Raw genomic sequence first — 17208 nt, forward strand, 5'->3', positions numbered from 1 at the left:
AGGTTACCTGTTTTTCTTGACATACTGGTTGTTTTGTTCAGTTTTCAAAGAGCAAATATTTCTTAGTCGCTTTTTGCAGCAACTCTTTTATTATACCAGTTTGATTAGCGTGTGTCAATAACTTTTTTCAAGTTTTTATAATCAACTGTTTCGCTTCCCAAATTGGCGACTTTATTAATATACCATGCAGCGCGTCATAAGTCAATAACTTTTTTAAATTATTTTCAAGAGTTATGCATGGCATGTGTTCTGTTGCCTTATGAAGCAACGGTATTTAATTTACCATGTTTGTAGTTTGAAATCAAGCTTTTTTTAAAGAAAAATTAACGAAGCTTTAATTTGTATTCTTTCTTAAATTCGATATTTTCCTTCTTTTATTTATTTCGTCTTTATATATCATCTACCCCTTATACATAAACTAAAACCTTCTTTGGCTACATCCGCTTTCTTATAAAAAATAGGACGAGCATGCTCGTCCTATTTTGACTACTTTTATTATTATTTATTTCGCATCTGCGGGAACAACAGTACATCTCTTATAGATGGAGAATTAGTTAAAAGCATAACTAATCGATCTACACCTATTCCAAGACCTCCGGTTGGCGGCATTCCGTATTCTAGAGCTTCAAGAAAATCCGTATCCATATAATGGGCTTCATCATTTCCTTGGTCGCGTTCTTTAACCTGCGCTTCAAAACGTTCACGTTGATCAATCGGATCATTTAATTCACTAAATGCGTTGGCATGCTCGCGTCCAACAATAAATAATTCAAAGCGATCTGTAAACCGATCATCTGCTTTATTTTTCTTAGCCAGTGGAGAAATCTCCACTGGATGTCCATAAATAAATGTTGGCTGTATTAGTTCTTCCTCTACTTTTTGTTCGAAGAATTCATTCACTACATGCCCGAATGTCATCGTATCAGTAATCTCTACTCCATGCTCTTTTGCCAGATTACGAGCTTCTTCATCCGTCAGTTGTTTCCAGAAATCCACACCAGTTTTTTCTTTAACCGCATCAACCATATGCAATCTTGTCCATTCTGGCGCCAGTTTCACCTCATGATCTCCATAGGTAACATTCGTTGTTCCTAATACCTCTTTAGCAATATGGGCAATCAGGTTTTCGGTTAGTGACATGATATCATGATAATCTGCATAGGCTTCATATAATTCGATCATTGTAAACTCTGGGTTATGTCTTGTAGATACACCTTCATTACGAAAGACCCGTCCAATTTCATAAACCTTTTCCAAACCGCCTACAATTAAACGTTTTAAATGAAGTTCGATAGCTATACGCATATATAAAGGAATATCTAATGCATTATGATGGGTTTCAAAAGGTCGTGCTGATGCACCACCAGGAATTCCGTGTAGCATCGGAGTTTCTACCTCTAAGAACCCTTGTCCATCCAAATAACGACGCATTGCTTGAATGATCTTACTCCTTAGCACAAACGTTTCCTTACTATCCATATTTGTTATTAAATCAAGATAACGCTGACGATAGCGCTGCTCTATATCTTTTAAACCATGGTACTTTTCAGGTAATGGGCGTAAGGATTTCGTCAATAACTGAAACCTAGTAGCCTTTACTGATAGCTCACCCACTTTTGTCTTAAACATTACCCCAGTGACACCAATAATATCCCCCATGTCACTGGATGTGAAAATTTCATAGGCCTCTTCTCCAACTTTATCTTTACGTATATAAAGTTGGATCTGACCACTGATATCCTGAATGTGAGCAAACCCCGCTTTTCCTTTACCCCGTTTTGTCATCATTCTTCCTGCAATGGTTACTTCTTCTTCTTTCTCTTCTAGTTCTTCCTTTGAGTAACGATCATACATATCTTTTAATTCACTTGCCAAGTGGGTACGTGTGAACTTTCCACCAAACGGATCTACCCCTTGTTCTACAAATTGGTCAAGCTTTTCTCGGCGCACCCGCATATGTTCATTTAATTCCTCTGACACCATTATCACTCCAGTCTTTTCTATAGGTAAGTATAGCTTATTCTAATCCATCTTTCATTTCATGAGCTTTGATAAAACAAATACAATTCATGGTAAAAACCCGCAACTTGCAAATTTTATAATAATCATTAAGCTTTAGCTTCCTCTTCCCATTTAGTTACATACTCTACAAAGAAATATTTAATTCCCAATTTGGAATAAACAATTCTTTTCTTTTATGATTCTCCTGAATTATTATCTACCTCTTGTACTTGCAATGTTAATTCTTCTTTGGATATTTCTAATGTAGCAGCCACCTTTTGTAAAAGGTCGTCAGAAAGTTCTTTCGATCCTCGTTCAACACCACCAATGGCAGATAGTGGAACATCTAGTTCTTTGGCAAAATCTATTTGTGTATAGCCTTTTAACTTGCGAAATGCCTTTATTCGTCTGCCGATTCGTTTTTTATCCATATAGATACATCCTTTATGTCTTTTCCCGGAAGCTTTTTTATTAATTCAGATACTCGCCTTTCCTGCTCTGGTATTACTATATCTGGCGCTATTTCATGTAATGGAATTAGAACGAATGCACGTTCATGCATCCGTGGATGCGGAATGATTAATCGCTCTGTTTTACTATTTTCTTGATTATAAAGTAAAATGTCAAGGTCTATTGTTCTTGGACCAAAACGAATCGTTCGTTCTCTTCCTAATTCTTGCTCTAACGTTTGACAATAATCCAATAAGGCTAACGGGCTACATGATGTTTCTATTTCAATGACCATATTTAAAAAATCAGCTTGGTTTGTATACCCTACAGGAGCTGTTTGGTAAATAGAAGATTGTCTGGTAACTGTAATATTAGGGTGCTCCATTATTCCCCGCAACCCACTTTCTAAATGTTGTTCTCTTGGTTCAATATTTGTTCCTAATGCTAGATATACCTTATTCATCATTCTTCTCCCTATAAATTTCTACGGCAACTGAATCATAATGGCCCGGGATTGGGGGATCTGGTTTCGTAACTTTGATCGTGCATGCTTCCAACAAATGAAACCTAGTTAATAATTTAGTTGCAATACTTTCTGCCACTGCTTCAATTAAATTCAACTTTTCCCCCTCAACTACTTCTTTGATCAATTCATATGCTTGTCCATAATGGACAGAATGATTCATATCATCGCTTTTCCCAGCATGCCGTAAATCAATATATAATGTCGCATCTACCTGAAACCGTTGACCCAACTTATTTTCCTCTGAAAGTAATCCATGAAATCCATAAAATTGCAAGTTATTTAAGATTATTTTATCCATATTCTACCCTCTTTTTACATGAAGCATAGCATCCATCATTTTTGATAACTCCACATTTGTCTTCACATCATGAACACGTACCATATGGGCGCCTTTCATTACTCCCATACAAGTAGTAGCACCTGTACCGATATCCCTCTGATTAGCTGGTAAGTCTAATACACGTCCAATAAATCTTTTCCTCGACGTAGCTAGTAATATAGGATAGCCTAACTGCTTGAACCGTTCCAGTTGATTCAGTACTAACAAATTATCTTTTGCCGTTTTTGCAAAACCAATCCCGGGATCAATAATAATATTGTCTTTCTTCACTCCTGCTGCTAAAGCTATATCAATGCTTTCTTGCAAATCGTTGAGCATATCTGAAATTAAATTTTGATAATCGATATGTTCTCGATTATGCATTAAGATAATTGGAGATTGAAAAGCGCTTGCAACGTTAGCAATTGCTGGCTCTTTCTTTGCTCCCCATACATCGTTAATAATATCTGCACCAGCTTCTAACGCGGCTTGGGCTGTCCCAGCTTTGAATGTATCAATGGAAATTGGAATCTGCACCTTTTCCTTTATTGCCTTTATTACTGGAACTACACGCTCAATTTCTTCTTCCTGTGAGACTGGATCGTGATTAGGTCGGGTTGATTCTCCACCGATGTCTATAATATCTGCACCTTGCTTCTCCATAAGAATAGCCTGATCCACTGCTTTAGCGATCGTGGTATAATTGCCACCATCGGAAAAAGAATCAGGAGTAACATTTAAGATTCCCATAATATGCGTGCGTACTGTTAAATCATAAGCTTTCTTTTTCGTTGTTAAACGCATAGTAGCCGTACCTTCTTTCTACCAAATTCATTATTTATCGTATCACAGAACGAGACACCAGGCGACCCGATCCCGTAAGAAAAGCTTTTCAATCAACTATTATTTTATATAGTTGATGTTTTACGTAAAAAAGCCAGTACCTTTACGATACTGGCAAACAACTTAAAAATTATTTTTCCTCAAATTGATAAAGCGGGGTTGATAAATACCTTTCTCCATTATCAGGGAATACAGCAAGCACCTTCTTACCTTTACCTAGCTTTTTAGCTATTTTCTTAGCAGCTGCAACTGCAGCACCAGCAGAAATACCACCCAAAATCCCATTTGTAGTAGCTACTTCTCTTGAAGTAGCAAATGCTTCCTCATTATCAATTCGTAAAATTTCATTATATATATCCGTATCCAAAATCTTGGGAACGAATCCTGCACCAATACCTTGAATTTTATGTGGTCCCGGAGTTTCACCGGAAAGCACGGCAGAAGCAGATGGTTCAACTGCATATAATTGTATGCCTTCAAAGTTTTCTTTTAATACTTTTCCTGCCCCAGTAATTGTACCTCCAGTACCAATACCAGCAACAAACGCATCTAAACCTTCACTCATTTGTGAAACAATTTCTGCACCTGTTGTCCGTGCGTGAACTTCAGGGTTGGCCTCGTTATTGAATTGCTGTGGCATAAAATAATTATTTTGTTTCTGTAACTCCTCTGCTTTACTAATGGCTCCTTTCATCCCTTCTGCACCGGGAGTTAAAACAAGCTGAGCACCGTATGCACGCAATAAGTTGCGACGTTCTTGGCTCATCGTATCTGGCATAACAAGTACTGCCTTATACCCTTTGGCAGCAGCTACCATTGCTAAGCCAATTCCCGTATTACCACTAGTAGGTTCAATAATTGTATCGCCCTCTTTTAATGCCCCATCTTTTTCGGCGGCTTCAATCATTGCTAATGCGATACGATCTTTTACAGAACTGCCAGGGTTCATAAACTCTAGCTTGACATAAATGTCCGCACTGTCGTCATCTGCTATATTGTTTAATTTCACAACGGGTGTTTCCCCAATAAGTTCAGCTATATTATTCGCTACTTTCATCCTCATTTCCTCCTAATTCCTAGTTATTTTGTATGATTAATTCTAATTTACGTTTTACCTGGTCAAATGTCAACTCAAACGTTATAATTGTCAGATTGTTTTATATTATTGGTTTTCTCCGTATATCCAGTCAATCTCCTTATTACTCCAAAGGGCGGCAGCCTCTAAAGGTTGATTCTTTTCCTGTAAGGCCAGTTCACTTTTTATATATGGTTTCATCTCTTCATAAGTGAATTCAATAGAGGGTAATTTTCTATGAAGATATAGAATGGCAATACCATTATCAGCGACAAATGGTTTACTATACGTATGTTCTTTCATATCTACGGCAATATCCGCATAACCATTTGGAAAGAATTGACTCGATGTATAAATGAATCCTAAGTAGCCTCCATCTTTCTTCGTGGTTTCATCATTCGAATATTCCTGCGCAAGTAATTTAAATGAAGCTCCTGCTTCTAACTCTTCATATATTTTATTTGCAGTCTCCATATTATCTACAAGAATATGAGACGTTTGCATGGAAGCACTGAAGTTATATTGATCGCCGTATGTATTATAATAAGTTGTTATCTCTTCCTCAGGTATCGAAGCCCCTTCAGCTAATAGCAATTGTAGTTGATAACGATATCGGATATCTTCTATCCATTGTTCTTCTAATGCTGTGTATTCCGATTTTGACAATACACCTTGTTTTGCTACCAACCTTGATATTTCGCGATTGATAACTTTATCGCTAATCTGTATACCTTTTTCGTCTGCCATTTGTTCCACAATTTTTTGGTCAATTAGTGTTTGTAATTGTTTTTTACCATAATTATTCCTTAAGGATTGATTCCATTCCTGAAATGTAATATTTTCACCATCAACCGAAGCTACATCTTCCTTTTGGCTTAAGCTTTTACTATCTCCATTGCCTAATTCTACACGCTCTTCATTATTCCAAACTAACAACGTAGCTATATTTGTAATTAAAAGTACAACAATGATCGCTAATAATAATTTTTTTGACATTGACATTTGTTCCCCCTATAACCCTACGGTACCTAAGGCACGGTTATACGAACTATACAGGTAATTATAATAAACATCCAGGGAAAATCCCTGAATGTAATTAACCAATTTGATTTTTTAACGTAACTAACTCTTCTTCTGAAAATTGGTAAGACTGATTACAGAAATGGCAATTCGCCTCTGCCCCGTTATCTTCATCAATCATTGATTGAATTTCATCTTTTCCTAAGCCTTTTATTGCTCGTTCTAAGCGTTCTTTTGAACAATTACAACGAAATTCCAGTGGAATCGACTCATGTACCTTAATTTCATTCTCTCCAAACAGTCGATGCAGTATTTGTTCAGGTGTATTCCCTTCTCGAATTAAAGTAGATATTGCCGGAAAAGACTGAATTTGTTCCTCTAGCTGATTAATTACTTCTTCACTTGCTCCAGGCATAACCTGTACGATAAAACCACCCGCCGCCAATATACTATGATCAGGATTCACAAGTACTCCTGCACCAACTGCTGTAGGTACCTGCTCTGAATTGGCGAAATAGTACGTAAAATCTTCACTAATTTCCCCGGAAATAATCGGAACTTCTCCAGTAAAGAAATCCTTTAAACCTAAATCCTTAATGACACTTATACTTCCATTTGTACCCACTGCCCGAGCAACATCTAATTTTCCTTTATCATTCAAGTCAAAATCGACATGGGGATTTTGAACATATCCTCGTACCTCACCTTTTGCATTTGCATCCGCAATTATCGCACCAATTGGTCCATCCCCCAAAACCTTCGATGTGATGGAATCGTCCCCTTTAAGCATGGCACCCATCAATGCAGTGATGGTAATTGTTCTGCCTAGCGCAGCAGAAGTGGTTGCCCACGTATCATGGCGCATTCTTGCTTCTTCAACAGTATCCGTTGATGAAGCTGCATAAGCTCGAATCATACCATCGTAAGCTGTTGCTTTTAATATAAAGTCCTTCATGTTGTCTCTTCTCCTTTCCAGCTCGCTTTATTTTTATTATAAATAAGATAAAGTCCTTTTAATGTTAAGTATGGATCTACATGGTCAATCGTTTCTGATTCATAGGCAATTAATGATGCTAAACCACCTGTAGCAATGACCGTAGCTTCTACTTGCATTTCACTTTTAATTCGGCGAACGATCCCATCAACTTGTCCTACATAACCATAGAAAGCACCAGACTGCATTGCTTCCACAGTCGAAGACCCAATTACACTTGTAGGAGCTTGAATCTCTATTCGCGGTAATTTAGAAGCTTTGCTATATAGTGCTTCCATTGAAATATTGATTCCTGGGGAGATAACTCCTCCATAATATTCTTTGTCCTTGTTAATAAAGCAATACGTAGTGGCAGTGCCAAAATCAATTACAATTAATGGCGATCCATAATCTTCTATTGCCCCTACTGCATTGACCACTCTATCTGCACCAATTTCTCTTGGATTAGGATAACGCATGTTTAAGAAAGAATGTACCGTTTCTTTTCCAATAATCATCGGCTCAAGATGGAAATAATCTTTACTCATTTTTTCTAAAGCATACATGATCGGCGGAACTACAGAAGATATAATAACACCCTTTATCTCTGAAATCGCAATTCCACTATGATCAAATAAGGATTTAATTAGCATTCCAAATTCATCTTCTGTTTTATAACGGTCTGTTTTTATCCGCCATTGATGCTTTAATTGATCTTTTTCAAATACTCCTAATACTGTGTTGGTATTCCCAACATCAAGTACAAACAACATAAACTTCCATACCTTTCTTTCTCAAATTTGGATTAGAACCAAAGGATACGCTTATTTTTTTAATATACCATATTTAAAAGGGAATATATATTAAACCGACTAGTTATGAGCAAAACACACTTACCTTTATTCTGACAGCCAACAGTGAGAAGAAAGGTACTGTTTGTCTTTGTTAGTGTGTGCAATTTATAGACAGAGCACAAACCTATATGAACTGAAGCATATGATGTATGTGCAATTGTCTACCTTATGCCATCGAAAAGTGGTATCACCTTACCATTACACGTATGCTCTATTTCCACCTAAACTTATTCTTTAATAAACCAAATCCTATATACCACCTTTTCTTTACATGCAAAAAAATGACACGAAGTTCTTGCCCTTTAACAAGCGGTTGAACTTCGTGTCATTGTTCATTTACATTCTAGCTGTATTAATCTTTTTTCTCTTCATCATCTGCTGATGGTTTATTATCTGTTGTTATCTCATCTGTTGAAGGTGGATTTTTTGAAGTTGTTCCATTAGATGAAGTTGGCTTATTATTTGTTGTAATGCCATCTTCAAGGTCTTCTTCAAATTTCTTATTCGCTTTATCTTTTGCTTCCTCGAATGTTTCTGGAGATTCATCCTTATCATTAGATTGAATATTAACTTTTAATGATTCAGATTCCTCTGGTTCAGGAAGTTTACCTTCTTCGAACAGCGACTTAATTTGTTTTGCATCTAGTGTCTCTACCTCAAGTAAAGTTTGTGCTATTAATTCTAACTTATCTTTGTGTTCTGTAAGTATGGTTTTAGCACGATCATAACAATAATTGATGAAGTTTTGCATTTCTTGGTCAATGTCATGAGCAATTGCATCACTATAGTTTTGATCATTGTTAAGATCTCGACCAAGAAATACCTCACCACCGCCACTTGTAAATTGTAACGGACCAATTTTTTCACTCATACCATACTCGGTAATCATCTTACGAGCAATTCCAGTCGCACGTTGGAAATCATTATGAGCACCCGTACTTACTTCTCCAAACATGATTTCTTCAGCTACGCGACCACCTAGCAATCCAGTGATCTTATCAAATAATTCTGGTTTCGTCATAAAGTAACGATCTTCCCTAGGTAGCATCACAGCGTAACCACCTGCTTGACCGCGTGGAACAATAGTAACCTTATGTACCATATCCGCATCATCTAATACCATACCAATTACCGTATGTCCACTTTCATGATGAGCTACAATATTTCGTTCTTTTTTAGAGATAACTCTACTCTTCTTAGCAGGACCCGCAATGACACGATCAATGGCTTCATCAACATCTATCATATCAATCGATTTGCTGTCCCGCCTTGCAGCAACAAGAGCTGCTTCATTCAATAAGTTCTCTAGGTCGGCGCCCGAGAATCCAGGTGTACGCATTGCTATTGTTTTCACATCAACATTATCAGCCAAAGGTTTATTCCTAGCATGTACTTGTAGTACTTCTTCACGTCCTTTTACATCTGGTCGATCAACGGTAATCTGACGGTCAAAACGACCTGGACGTAATAATGCAGGGTCAAGAATATCGGCACGGTTGGTTGCTGCAATGATAATAATTCCTTCATTAACACCAAATCCATCCATTTCTACAAGTAATTGGTTTAATGTTTGTTCACGTTCATCATGTCCGCCGCCAAGACCAGCACCACGCTGTCTACCAACGGCATCAATTTCATCTATAAATATAATACAAGGAGCATTCTTTTTAGCATTTTCAAATAAGTCTCGGACACGGGATGCACCGACACCTACGAACATTTCCACGAAATCAGAACCACTAATCGAGAAGAATGGTGTTCCTGCTTCACCTGCTACTGCACGTGCAAGTAAGGTTTTACCTGTTCCTGGAGGTCCAACTAAAAGCACCCCTTTAGGAATTCTTGCTCCTACGGTTGAAAATTTACGCGGATCTTTTAGGAAGTCTACAACTTCTACAAGTTCTTGTTTTTCTTCGTCCGCCCCAGCGACATCCTTAAAGCGAACCTTTTTCTTATCTTCACTGTACATTTTCGCCTTGCTTTTTCCAAAGTTCATAACACGGCCACCACCGCCGCCACCTTGGGCTTGGCTAAGGATGAACAGGAAGAATAACCCGATGATTAAAAATGGAATCATCGTCGTTAAAAATGTTACCCATGCACTTGGTTGCTCTTCTTCTTCAACATGAAGTACACTTTGATCATTGGCTTGTTCAGTAATAGATGCGATGATTTCTGTGTTATCTGGGACTTGTGCAACAAATTGCTGGTCGCCCTCATTCAAATTACCACTAATTCGCATAATTCCGTTTGCTGGTTGCATCGTCATTTCTTGAATCTCGCCACTATTTAAAGCATCCATAAATTGCTTAACATTGAATTGTTCTGCTTCTTCATTCTGTCCATTGAATACTCCAATGACTCCTATAATAACGAAGAAAATAAGTATCCAAAAGAACACATTCCGAAATATCCGGTTCATTGCTTACCTCCTCCCAAGCGGGAAAAACTATATAACATCGTACCATACAAAAAAGTTGGAATACAACTAATTTCACTTAAAAAACAGCATTTTTATTTCTATGATGTATCTCATTCTTCCACTAGAAAATTAATATTATTCTCCACCATATATTTCTGGTTTTAATACACCGATATATGGAAGGTTTCGGTATTTTTCCTGATAATCCAAACCATATCCAACGACAAATTCATTCGGAACTTCAAAACCAATTAAATCTGCCTTAATAGCTGCAGTACGCCCAGATGGTTTATCCAGTAGAGTAACAATCTTAATAGAATTCGCTTTTCGATATTTAAATAAATCCACAAGGTAACTTAATGTTAATCCACTATCGATAATGTCTTCTATAATCAGTAAATCGCGACCTTCTACTTTTGTATCTAAGTCTTTTACAATTTTAACCTCACCTGATGAACGCATTTCGCCACCATAGCTTGATACATCCATAAAATCCATTTCTAAATGTGTTTGTGTGTAGCGTAAAATATCTGACATAAACGGCATTGCGCCTTTTAGGACACCAATAGCAAGCGGGAATTTCCCATCGTATTCTTCAGTTAATTGCTGTCCTAATTCCTTACACTTAATTGCGATTTCTTCCTCTGATATTAATACTTCTTTAATATCATTATGCATATGTCTGCTCCTCCTACATGTTGCCTTTGTCATAATATAGTTGTATAAGTGATGCACCTAACACCCTTTTTGCAGGTTGTCCCTTTTTCAATCCTACTAGCCATAAAACAGTTCCTTGATTATCCGTAACAATTGGCCAATTTTCTCGCTGAAACCTTGGAATTTTAGCATCTATAAAGATGTCCTTGACTTTCTTGCTTCCCTTTAATCCCTTCCAACGCATTCTATCCCCTTGCTCACGTGTTCGAATATGTAATGGTAATTCTACTTGCTCTTTGTAACACACAAAGGTGAATTCGGATTGTTCTAGAGAATTCTCTACGTATTCAGCAATAATTACTGAACCATCTGGCAAAACTGCTCTACCAGGAACTTCCAATAGTTTATGATAAGAATCGGGACGGCCGTCTTGATTGAAAGAAATACGTATCTGATCATATGATTTTTCTATCTTTAGCCCTTCAGGGAAATCGAGTCGAGTATTCCCAGTTTGATGGTGCAATAACGAAAAAAACTGCTCCTCATGGACATAAGATAAATCCTTCGGTAAATCAATATACAGATAGTTTAATATTAGATGATAGGCACGTCTTTGTAAAGCAAATGCATATGTTTTGAATGTGGGAATAGAAAAAGACAAAAGCTTATTTTTCTTATCAAACAAAACAATATCATGGGTCATTTTTTCTGCTTGCTGCTTTAAATACGATAGATCTGCATGTAAGGTTTCGCTTAAATGCTGTATTGTAGTATGTATATTACTATTTTTCTCTTTTATTAATGGTAGTACATGCTTTCTGAAAAAATTTCTCGTATAAGTGGTTTCCTGATTTGACGGATCAATTCTAGATTCAATGTCATGACGTCTACAATACTGCCAAATTTCATCTTTCGTTACGCAAAGAAATGGTCGTACAATCAAACCTTTAGCAAATGGCCGCTTTACGGGAATACCCGCTAGCGATTGAGAATCAGCAGATCGAACTAAACGCATGAGCATTGTTTCTGCCTGATCATCACCATGATGTCCCAATACTAAACAATTTGCATGAAATAACTCCATTTGCTCATAAAAGTAATTATAACGTAATTCTCTTGCTGCTACTTGTGTACCAACTTTGTACTGCTGTTTATAATCAGGGACATCTACAGAAGTACCTTTAAACTCAATATTCCATTCCCTACATTTTTGCTGCACAAACTGGAGATCTTCTAAAGACTCTGTACCACGCAATTGATGATCCACTGTCAAAGCAATAATACGTAATCCCCAGTCATCCTTTATTGAATTTAAATAATAAAGGAGAGCCATAGAATCAGGGCCACCTGAGACCCCCACAAGTATCGTAGTACCTTTCTCAAATAAATCATGTTTGTTTATAAACTGTGTTACTTTCCTGTTCAATTTGTCCATCTCCAACAGAGCAATTCTACTTTTATCGTATCATAATCATAATCACTGAAAAAGCAAAGAAATTAGATAATAGCTTGCTGCTAAAAAGGAAATGCCTGCAGCCTCAAGCAAAAAAGGGTCTTGTTTCGTTGGTTGTGCTTGATTTCCAGTTACTGTATTCTGTTTTTGGATATTGTGGATAACTTGCAATAATTCTTTTTTCATTTGGGAGCTGGTTACATATTTGCCTATCAACGCTTTCCTCAGCACTAAACGGTACGGCCGTAACCCTTTTGCCTCGTCAATTTTTCGAAACAGCATCTTTTCTGGTTGTGTGTCTTTATTAAAACGATTTGGATAGTAGATAGTTAAAAAAACCATTACAAATGCAAATAAATCATAGCTAGGCTCTGCTTTTCGTGTTCCCATCCCCCAATAACCACGATCATAGAATTCGGTGTATTCCTTTATTGCTCTGCCTACTTGAGTTGTACCACCAACATCTACCCATCTGACTCTTGGTGGGGATAAGACGATAAGTAAATTATCTATTTTTAAATCACCAAATACCCATCCATGCTGATGAAGCTGCTCTAAGTCTTCTAATAGTTGCAACATAAATACCCCTATCCATTCTTTACCATGCCGTCTAATATAAGCAGACATTGGTTCTCCCTGTAAATATTCCATCACATAGAAAGAATATTTTTCCCCGGAAGGTGCTGTCCAATCATCTACATCTAATAAAGAAGGTCCAAGTCGACTCCCTTGGACCCTCCCTAATGACTTAAGCACATTAACTTCAACGGTCATCGATGAACGTTTATCGCTGATTTTCAATGCAGCAGGCTTTCCATTTGCTTCGCATAAATAAACAGAACCAATTGCTCCTGCTCCCAGCTTTTGTTTAATAACGTAAACCTTCTTATGCCATTTCCCTTGAATGTACATTCCAGGGCGAACAACTGTACTATGCTTCTTCCATTCCTGATTCATCTTCATCCCTCAAGCTCCTTAGCAAGGTCTTCTTACCAAATTGATACATTGCCTCGCGAATGGCAGGACCAGTAGGTGTAATTCCACCACTTGTAAGCTTCGGAAAAATACTTGATATTGAATCCAAAGCAGGAGACCAATCTAACACTTTTTGGATATCCTTGCGTTTACCCGGAAAGTTGAAAATACAAAATCGATTACGGCCAATACGAGAATTCAAACTAATAGATAGATCAATTAATGCTTCTTTTACTGTTGGTAGTTTATCATGCATGCTTGCACTAGTATCTACTAAAACAAGCACTTCAAGATCACAGGTTTCTCCCATGTCTTCAACTACTTCCATAACTTCTCCTCGTTTTTCCGGTTCTAAATCCTCTAGCGATTGATCCTGTCCTAAGATTTGCTGTAATTCTTTATTTACAAATCCTTGCAGGGTTTGTGTCATTGCTTGTTTTGTTACCGTTTGTACGGTTTGGGATAGAGCTTGTTTATAAACAAGCTGACTGACTCCACCACCAGATAAGGCAATGTCTTCTACTTCTTTAAGGCCCTCTGGTTGTTCAGATTGATCATCTTCTAAAATACCAATTACGTTTACGGTAATTCCTTGCTGATTTGCCAATGATGCAGTAGCTGCGGGGTCCTCTCCTTTGTTCGAACACCCGTCGGTGATTAACAAGATTTGTTTAAGCGTACCTTTTTTCAACACCATCTACCTCCCAACTTTTCAGTACCATCATCGCCAGTTTTATAGCTATCTATACATGGTATCGCGGAAGAGAACAGGGGAGGTATACGGTTGGTTGAAACAATGGAATTCAACTGAAACGATTTTATTTTTCATTGCGCTTTATCATGATAAACTGGAACAGAAGCCCATTTGGGAATGTTTTTCATCACTTTGGCTACAACCACTGTCATATCATCTTCTATTTCTCCTGACCTGGTACGAATCACTTCTTCCAGTATTAAATCGGCTATTTCTTGCGGATCATTGGTTCGCATATCACGGATTTTCCGTTTCAACCAGATATCCGTATTTTCTACATGTTTTGGACCGTCAAAAATCCCGTCACTCATCATAATCAATAGATCATCTGACATTAATTGTTCACTAACAATGTCAACATCAAATTCCTGAATAATCCCCATTGGAAGATTACTGGCTTCTACCTTAATTAATTGATCCCCGCGTTTAATAAAGCTTGGTGTCGATCCTATTTTAAGAAACTGTACAAACGCATTGTGTAAATCAATAACTGCTAAATCCAAGGTAGCAAACATTTCATCCGTTGATCGTAAAGACAAAATTGAATTTATCGATTTAATCGCAACCTTTTCCGGTATACCCGTTTGTAGGATTTGTTGGAGCAATCGAAGTGTCTCTACACTTTCTTCTTGAGCCCTTTCTCCGTTCCCCATACCGTCACTAATCGCCATCGCATACTTCCCTGCACCAAGCTCAATCGTCGTATAGCTATCACCGGAAACCAGTCCTCCTCCTTTGGCTGCATTTGCAGCACCTGTCTCTACTACAAATTCTCTTGCAGAACCGAATGCAAGATAACTATATCCATTCGGAAATGGTGCAATTTCTTCTTGCTTTACCACAACAACCTCTTTCAAAATATCTGATAATACCGGCGCAATTAGTTTTGACCCCTCACCATGATAATCATAGAAGGTTAATGTCATTTCTATATCTACATTCCCCTTATCTAAACGATAAATCTCTAATTTTTCTAGTTCAATACCCATTTTTTTCAATGCGTGAACAATTTGCAATTCCTGTTGCTCATGATGCTGACGTTCTTTTAATATCTCTTTTGCAAAATCCTCCATTACTTCTGAAACACCTTGTAATTGATCTGCAACCAGTTTTTTACTTTCCATCACTTGTTGTTTAAGCTTTTGATTCGCTTCAAAATAAGACATTTCTTCCTTCATTGCATCGAGAACTTTCTTTGGCTTGACGCAATAACTTTCGAACTCACGTGCCGTCTTTCGATTAAGTTTACCACCCTCTCCCATATCATCCTTCATCATCTCCATTAACGAATATGTCTTATCAAATTCTTTCTGCCAACACCTTTCCTTCATAAAGCAATTTTGACATGTTTTCTCTGTTACTTGACTTAGAAAATAATCCGTCTCCCTTCTTGATTCCTGGTCTTCTTCTACTTGTCCATCAACCGTAGTAAAGCTATTGGACAATGCCTGAAATACATTTGAAAATTGCTCAACCCGTTTAGCAGTAACATTTCGCACTTTCTGTAAATACTGTTCCTGTTCGTTGGTGTATTCTTCTGTTCCTGGAATATAACGAGATAATTTCTTAAACCAACTTGCTGGCGTTAGTAAAAAGAAGAAAATTGCTATCGATGATTCCAAAATCGATGGAACTAATTGACTGGCATTGCCATAAATACCTATAAGAAAAGTTCCTACAAATAAACCAACGGCAACCCCTGGCTTTCTACCTTCTTTTAATAACCCTCCTAACAGTCCGGAAAAAGCAAGTAAGCTCATTTGATATAGATTTGCTACATTAGCTAGAGACAAAATAAGCCCAGCCACAACCCCTACTGTAGAACCAATTGCCGCCCCGCCGACATAAGCAAGTAATAATACAAAATAACGAGAAAATACCTGTTCAAATGAAGCACCATAAAGCTCCCATCCAATTGTTCCAGTAAGAATAGAGGCAATAAGTATGATCATGCATACGATCTCCTCATTTTTTAAAGCGGGGTTATAACGTTTAGGTGATAATAAAGGAATGCTTTGCATAAATATTAATACTAAAACCGTACCTAATACTCCTTCTACAAATACGAGCATCCAATCGTACGGTGATAATTGTTGAGAAATAGAGTATTGAAATACTCTAGTTGCTACCGTGGAAAGAAATACAAATAAAGGAATAAGGACCTGTTGATTTTTAGCTTTCTTAAAAAATCCGCCCAAGAAGACAAAGACAAGCATAGCTAGTGCAATAAATATTGAATGGTCTAACGAGTAGCTTAATGCACCTATTAGAACAGCTACAATCGATTTTAATGTTTTTTCTTTATGAACTAGCCATATAGTAGCTAAAAAGGCTACCGCAAACGGGGATACGACAGATAAAATAACGGCACGACCTAATAGAAACCCGATAATATAAAACAGCCATCCCCGTTCAAGTAGAATTACACGAAGTTTCGCATATAATCGATTACGGAGCTTGTCCATTTGTTTGGTGCGTTCTGCTCTAAATGCTTTCGGTTCGACTCTTGTAATTGAATCCATCATAACTACCACTCCCTCTTTGTGCATATCATTAAACCACAATATGCCAACTATTTTTGTCAAAACAAGAGAGCAATTACCAAGAATCGTTCGACGGCTTTCTATCAATCGAACAGTTTTCAACACGAACACGCGTGTGTATCCCTGTTTTAACTAAGAGTCACTCTTTTACAGTACTTCGCGCTGAATCAATTATAAAAAACGTTTCCATTGATTTATTTTTCTTCTTATAGATAAACAGATTTTGTTGAAATCTGAATCATTCTTACTAACATAATCCAATTTGACGAATGGGCAACCCTTCATTCGAGTTTATAATGACAACCGAGCACACCGATAACTTTTTCTGCTTTTCTATTATTTC

15 protein-coding genes are annotated in these 17208 nt (G+C 37.3%); all 15 read right to left on the bottom strand.

Going from position 1 to position 17208, the window contains the following annotated elements; translation table 11 throughout:
• Positions 1–498: 498 nt before the first annotated feature.
• The gene (gene lysS / locus BN990_RS00005; protein ID WP_021290382.1) at positions 499–1980 is read right to left on the bottom strand and encodes a lysine--tRNA ligase; all 1482 of its coding nucleotides are present in this window, start codon (positions 1978–1980) and stop codon (positions 499–501) included.
• A gap of 215 nt (positions 1981–2195) precedes the next feature.
• Positions 2196–2432, bottom strand: a complete 237-nt coding sequence (locus tag BN990_RS00010; RefSeq protein ID WP_021290381.1) for a helix-turn-helix domain-containing protein — start codon at positions 2430–2432, stop codon at positions 2196–2198.
• Positions 2402–2914, bottom strand: coding sequence for a 2-amino-4-hydroxy-6-hydroxymethyldihydropteridine diphosphokinase (gene folK, locus BN990_RS00015; RefSeq protein WP_021290380.1), 513 nt, complete (start codon positions 2912–2914; stop codon positions 2402–2404). Before folK ends, BN990_RS00010 begins: the two co-directional genes overlap by 31 nt.
• Positions 2907–3275, bottom strand: coding sequence for a dihydroneopterin aldolase (folB, locus tag BN990_RS00020; protein ID WP_021290379.1), 369 nt, complete (start codon positions 3273–3275; stop codon positions 2907–2909). Before folB ends, folK begins: the two co-directional genes overlap by 8 nt.
• 3 nt (positions 3276–3278) lie before the next feature.
• On the bottom strand, positions 3279–4100 hold the full coding sequence (gene folP, locus BN990_RS00025) for a dihydropteroate synthase (RefSeq protein WP_021290378.1): 822 nt from the start codon (positions 4098–4100) through the stop codon (positions 3279–3281).
• Positions 4101–4269: 169 nt separating this feature from the next.
• Positions 4270–5196 (bottom strand): cysteine synthase A, encoded by a 927-nt coding sequence (gene cysK / locus BN990_RS00030; RefSeq protein ID WP_038241522.1) that lies wholly within the window; start codon positions 5194–5196, stop codon positions 4270–4272.
• A gap of 105 nt (positions 5197–5301) precedes the next feature.
• A complete protein-coding gene (locus BN990_RS00035) occupies positions 5302–6216 on the bottom strand; it encodes a peptidyl-prolyl cis-trans isomerase (protein ID WP_306465015.1) in 915 nt (304 codons plus the stop codon).
• A gap of 94 nt (positions 6217–6310) precedes the next feature.
• Positions 6311–7189, bottom strand: coding sequence for an Hsp33 family molecular chaperone HslO (gene hslO, locus BN990_RS00040; protein WP_021290375.1), 879 nt, complete (start codon positions 7187–7189; stop codon positions 6311–6313).
• Positions 7186–7980 carry a type III pantothenate kinase gene (locus BN990_RS00045; protein ID WP_031335312.1) on the bottom strand — a complete coding sequence of 265 codons (795 nt, stop codon included), beginning with the start codon at positions 7978–7980 and terminating at the stop codon, positions 7186–7188. Before BN990_RS00045 ends, hslO begins: the two co-directional genes overlap by 4 nt.
• 433 nt (positions 7981–8413) lie before the next feature.
• A complete protein-coding gene (gene ftsH, locus BN990_RS00050; protein WP_021290373.1) occupies positions 8414–10483 on the bottom strand; it encodes an ATP-dependent zinc metalloprotease FtsH in 2070 nt (689 codons plus the stop codon).
• Positions 10484–10618: 135 nt separating this feature from the next.
• On the bottom strand, positions 10619–11161 hold the full coding sequence (hpt, locus tag BN990_RS00055; RefSeq protein ID WP_021290372.1) for a hypoxanthine phosphoribosyltransferase: 543 nt from the start codon (positions 11159–11161) through the stop codon (positions 10619–10621).
• Between the two features lie 13 nt (positions 11162–11174).
• Positions 11175–12566: a tRNA lysidine(34) synthetase TilS gene (gene tilS, locus BN990_RS00060; protein ID WP_021290371.1), complete on the bottom strand. Its 1392-nt coding sequence runs from the start codon at positions 12564–12566 to the stop codon at positions 11175–11177.
• A gap of 51 nt (positions 12567–12617) precedes the next feature.
• Positions 12618–13556: a protein kinase domain-containing protein gene (locus BN990_RS00065; protein ID WP_038241528.1), complete on the bottom strand. Its 939-nt coding sequence runs from the start codon at positions 13554–13556 to the stop codon at positions 12618–12620.
• Entirely contained in the window at positions 13525–14259 is a 735-nt protein-coding gene (locus BN990_RS00070) for a VWA domain-containing protein (RefSeq protein WP_038244664.1), read from the bottom strand. Before BN990_RS00070 ends, BN990_RS00065 begins: the two co-directional genes overlap by 32 nt.
• A 134-nt stretch (positions 14260–14393) precedes the next feature.
• Entirely contained in the window at positions 14394–16844 is a 2451-nt protein-coding gene (gene spoIIE, locus BN990_RS00075; RefSeq protein WP_369759841.1) for a stage II sporulation protein E, read from the bottom strand.
• Between the last annotated feature and the right edge of the window lie 364 nt (positions 16845–17208).

Origin of the sequence: Virgibacillus salexigens (assembly GCF_000723585.1) — a bacterium.
Classification (GTDB): Bacteria; Bacillota; Bacilli; order Bacillales; family Amphibacillaceae; genus Virgibacillus; species Virgibacillus salexigens.

What these genes read in the sequence shown, in the direction of transcription:
- BN990_RS00010 (WP_021290381.1), bottom strand. Translation starts at nt 2,432, where the DNA reads ATGGATAAAAAACGAATCGGCAGACGAATAAAGGCATTTCGCAAGTTA.
- folK (WP_021290380.1), bottom strand. Translation starts at nt 2,914, where the DNA reads ATGAATAAGGTATATCTAGCATTAGGAACAAATATTGAACCAAGAGAA.
- folB (WP_021290379.1), bottom strand. Translation starts at nt 3,275, where the DNA reads ATGGATAAAATAATCTTAAATAACTTGCAATTTTATGGATTTCATGGA.
- folP (WP_021290378.1), bottom strand. Translation starts at nt 4,100, where the DNA reads ATGCGTTTAACAACGAAAAAGAAAGCTTATGATTTAACAGTACGCACG.
- cysK (WP_038241522.1), bottom strand. Translation starts at nt 5,196, where the DNA reads ATGAAAGTAGCGAATAATATAGCTGAACTTATTGGGGAAACACCCGTT.
- BN990_RS00035 (WP_306465015.1), bottom strand. Translation starts at nt 6,216, where the DNA reads ATGTCAATGTCAAAAAAATTATTATTAGCGATCATTGTTGTACTTTTA.
- hslO (WP_021290375.1), bottom strand. Translation starts at nt 7,189, where the DNA reads ATGAAGGACTTTATATTAAAAGCAACAGCTTACGATGGTATGATTCGA.
- BN990_RS00045 (WP_031335312.1), bottom strand. Translation starts at nt 7,980, where the DNA reads ATGTTGTTTGTACTTGATGTTGGGAATACCAACACAGTATTAGGAGTA.
- ftsH (WP_021290373.1), bottom strand. Translation starts at nt 10,483, where the DNA reads ATGAACCGGATATTTCGGAATGTGTTCTTTTGGATACTTATTTTCTTC.
- hpt (WP_021290372.1), bottom strand. Translation starts at nt 11,161, where the DNA reads ATGCATAATGATATTAAAGAAGTATTAATATCAGAGGAAGAAATCGCA.
- BN990_RS00065 (WP_038241528.1), bottom strand. Translation starts at nt 13,556, where the DNA reads ATGAAGATGAATCAGGAATGGAAGAAGCATAGTACAGTTGTTCGCCCT.
- spoIIE (WP_369759841.1), bottom strand. Translation starts at nt 16,844, where the DNA reads ATGGATTCAATTACAAGAGTCGAACCGAAAGCATTTAGAGCAGAACGC.